The 3,474-nt window shown below is 64.0% G+C and carries 4 protein-coding genes; all 4 read right to left on the bottom strand.

What is annotated here, in order from left to right; all coding sequences use genetic code 11:
* Nucleotides 1–102 precede the first annotated feature (102 nt).
* A complete protein-coding gene (locus tag ACYPYD_RS18080; RefSeq protein WP_459664619.1) occupies nucleotides 103–609 on the bottom strand; it encodes a glutathione peroxidase in 507 nt (168 codons plus the stop codon).
* 9 nt (nucleotides 610–618) lie between these two features.
* Entirely contained in the window at nucleotides 619–897 is a 279-nt protein-coding gene (locus ACYPYD_RS18075; RefSeq protein WP_008829733.1) for a hypothetical protein, read from the bottom strand.
* 155 nt (nucleotides 898–1,052) lie between these two features.
* On the bottom strand, nucleotides 1,053–1,736 hold the full coding sequence (locus ACYPYD_RS18070) for an ABC transporter ATP-binding protein (RefSeq protein ID WP_008829732.1): 684 nt from the start codon (nucleotides 1,734–1,736) through the stop codon (nucleotides 1,053–1,055).
* Nucleotides 1,729–2,970, bottom strand: a complete 1,242-nt coding sequence (locus ACYPYD_RS18065; RefSeq protein WP_459664616.1) for a lipoprotein-releasing ABC transporter permease subunit — start codon at nucleotides 2,968–2,970, stop codon at nucleotides 1,729–1,731. Before ACYPYD_RS18065 ends, ACYPYD_RS18070 begins: the two co-directional genes overlap by 8 nt.
* Nucleotides 2,971–3,474 lie beyond the last annotated feature (504 nt).

Here is a 3,474-nt window from a genome sequence, read left to right as displayed (position 1 = left end):
CATCGTCCCGGACCTGATCCGGGACCGCTGGCCGTGAACAACCCACCTTTCGATAGGGCGTTCGGCGCACGCTCCAGACTAAAGACCGCCACCGGTCCCGGATCAAGTCCGGGACGACGACAGCAACTTAGATATCTCCTTGTCGAGCGCAGCGGGCTTTTCGGTCGGGGCGTAACGGCGCACGACCTTGCCTTCGCGGTCGATGAGGAACTTGGTGAAGTTCCACTTGATCGATTTGGAGCCGAGCAGCCCAGGCGCCTCGGCCTTGAGCCAGTCGTAGAGCGGCACAGTGTCCGGCCCGTTGACCTCGACCTTGCCCATCAGCGGGAACGAGAGGCCGAAGTTCACCTCGCAGAACGCCGCGATCTCGGCGGCATCGCCGGGTTCCTGGCCGCCGAACTGGTTGCAGGGGAAGGCGATGATCTCAAACCCCTGCTCGCGGTACTTGCGCCAGAGTTCCTCCAGCCCCTTGTACTGCGGGGTGAAGCCGCACTTGCTGGCGGTGTTGACCACCAGCACCACCTTACCCAGCCGATCGGCAAGACTGGTCGTCTCGCCGTTGGGAAGGGTCGCGGTGAAATCCGCGATGGTTCGGGGATCTTTAGTCACGAATACCGCTCAAGACGCCGGAAAATCGGCGCGGCGGGACAAGTGCCGGATCTCGCCAATGCGCATCGTGTGATCGCCGTCCTTCTCGATCGCATAGTCGTCCTGCTTCGCCTCGGGCAGTCCCATCACGAAGGCGACCAGTTCCGCCACGGTGCCGCGGCGGATCGTCTTGAAGTTGTGGAACAGCCCGCCGCCGTCCTCGCACTTGTGCAGTTCGGCCGTGTCGTCCCAGCCGAAGCTCCGAGGCGGAGTGCTGCCGGCTGCGATAGTGGACGGGATGTCGCTCATTGGCGGGTTCCTTTCTTATCGCCTGGACTAAGCAATGTGGGAAAGGAAAACCGCGAGTTCAACGGCGGTTCCGGCGAAGAATCAGGAACCTGAGATTGCCCACCCCTGCCCCTCCCGTCAGCGGGAGGGGCATGAGAGAACTGCGCTTGCGCCGCTCAGGTCAGCACCCCGTCATGCAGCCGCACCACCCGGTCCATCGCCGCCGCCAGCCGCTCGTTGTGCGTGGCGACGAGAGCAGCGCTGCCCTCCCCGCGCACCAGCGCGAGGAACTGGGCGAAGACCTTGTCCGCCGTCGCCTCGTCGAGATTGCCGGTGGGTTCGTCGGCCAGCACCATGTGCGGGCGGTTGGCCAGCGCGCGGGCCACGGCGACGCGCTGCTGCTCGCCGCCCGAGAGCTTGCTCGGACGATGCTCCAGCCTTGCGCCGAGGCCCAGCGCAGTGAGCAGTTCGGTCGCTCGCGCGTCGCACTCGGTGCGCGGCTTTCCGGTGATCAGCTGCGGCAACACCACGTTCTCGATCGCGTTGAAGTCGGGCAGCAGGTGATGAAACTGATAGACGAAACCGATGTGATCGCGACGCACCGCCGCGCGCTGGTCCTTGCCCAGCTTGCTGGCGTCGATCCCGGCGATCTCGATCTTGCCGCCGAAGCCGCCTTCGAGCAGGCCGATCGCCTGCAGCATCGTCGATTTTCCCGATCCCGAGGGACCGAGCAACGCGACGATCTCGCCGGGGCGGACTTCGAGGTTCACGCCGCGCAGGACGTCGATCTTCACCCCGCCCTGCTCGAAGCTGCGGGTCACGTCGGTCAGGCGGACGACCGGGTCAACGATATCATTCATAGCGCAGCACCTGCACGGGATCGGTGCTCGCCGCCTTGTAGGCGGGGTAGAGCGTGGCAAGGAAGCTGAACACCAGCGCCATGATGCAGATCGTGGCGATCTCCACCGGGTCGGAGCGCGCGGGCAGCTCGGTCAGGAAGCGGATCGAGGGGTCCCACAGGTTCTGGCCTGTCAGGATCTCCACCAGATGCACGATCGGCTGGCGGAAATAGAGGAAGATGAAGCCGATGATTACCCCCGCCACGGTGCCCATCGCGCCGATGCAGAAGCCGGCGGTGACGAAGACCTTGAGCAGCGAGTGGCGCGTCGCCCCCATCGTGCGCAGGATCGCGATGTCGCGGGTCTTGGCGCGCACCAGCATGATCAGCGAGGAGAGGATGTTGAACACCGCCACCAGCACGATGATCGACAGGATCACGAACATCGCCACCCGCTCCACCGCCAGCGCCTCGAACAAGGAGGCATTGATCGTGCGCCAGTCGGTGACCACGGCGCGGCCAGAGAGCTGGCGCGTCAGCGGTGCGAGGATTTCGCCCACCCGGTCGGGGTTGTTGGTGGTGACCTCGATCATGCCGATCTGGTCGCCGGTCAGCAGCAAGGTCTGCGCATCGGGGATGGGCATGATGACGAAGGCGTTGTCGTAGTCGTAGACGCCGATCTCGAAGATCGCGGCGACGCGATAAGCGACCGAGCGCGGCACCGTCCCGAACGGAGTGGAGCGACCCAGCGGGTTCATGATCGTGATGACATCGCCCACCTGTACGCCAAGGTTCTGCGCCAGCTGCGTGCCGATCGCCACGTTCTCCGAGCCCGGCTTGAGTTCGGCTATGTTGCCGACCTTCACCTTGTCACGGACGCGGCCGATATCCTCGGCGGTCTGTCCACGCAGTTGGATCATCTCGACGCGGCCGTTGAAGGTCACGGCCAGCGGCTGGTCGATCAACGGCGAGGCACGGACGACGCCCGGCGTGGCGCGCACGTCCTTGAGCACGCCCTGCCAATCGTCGAGGCGGCCGCCGTAAGCCTGGATGATGGCATGGCCGTTGAGGTTGACGATCTTGTCGAAGAGTTCGGCGCGAAAGCCGTTCATCACGCTCATGACGATGACCAGCGCGGCAACGCCGAGCATGACCGCGACGAGGCTGATGCCGGCGACGAGAGCGATGAAGCGCTCGCCCTTTCCGGGCAGCATGTAGCGCTTGGCGATCGTCCATTCGAAGGGGGATAGGATCAAGCGAGGGGGTCCGTCTTGAAAAGGTGAGGAGGCATTAGGATGCGCGGGCGGTGCTGGCAAGCTGCGGGCGGGCGGATGGTTCCCGAGGGGATCGTGCGAATGCGGGAGGTCTGCAGGGTTTACACTGTCTGATGGGTGAACCGATGATCCTTGATCGCCGGTGAAGAGCGGATTTGCGTGGGTTTTGAGCGTGGCGCGTGGTGACCGGTGTGACCTTACGAATGCGATGTGTCACCTTGTGGGGTGGAGGTGTCACCTTGTGGTGTAAACTTGTGCTGCCGGGAGTGAACGGGCTGGCCATGAACACATGGTATGGGATTGCGGGTACTGTAGGAAAGTGGACTGTCTGGAAGCGCCTCAAAGTCGTCGTCCAAACATCATCGTCATCCCAGCGAAGGCTGGGACCGCTCTCGTCATCATGCTGCTTCTCGGCGAGGCCGGGATAAAGTTCGCACTGCCCTGCCGATAGGGCTCATCATGGTCACAACGGTCCCAGCCTTCGCT

The organism is Novosphingobium sp. 11B (genome assembly GCF_054589055.1).
Note: the sequence above shows the minus strand (reverse complement) of the source record. Positions and strands in the feature narration are given on the sequence as shown.

What these genes read in the sequence shown, in the direction of transcription:
- ACYPYD_RS18075 (WP_008829733.1), bottom strand. Translation starts at nt 897, where the DNA reads ATGAGCGACATCCCGTCCACTATCGCAGCCGGCAGCACTCCGCCTCGG.
- ACYPYD_RS18070 (WP_008829732.1), bottom strand. Translation starts at nt 1,736, where the DNA reads ATGAATGATATCGTTGACCCGGTCGTCCGCCTGACCGACGTGACCCGC.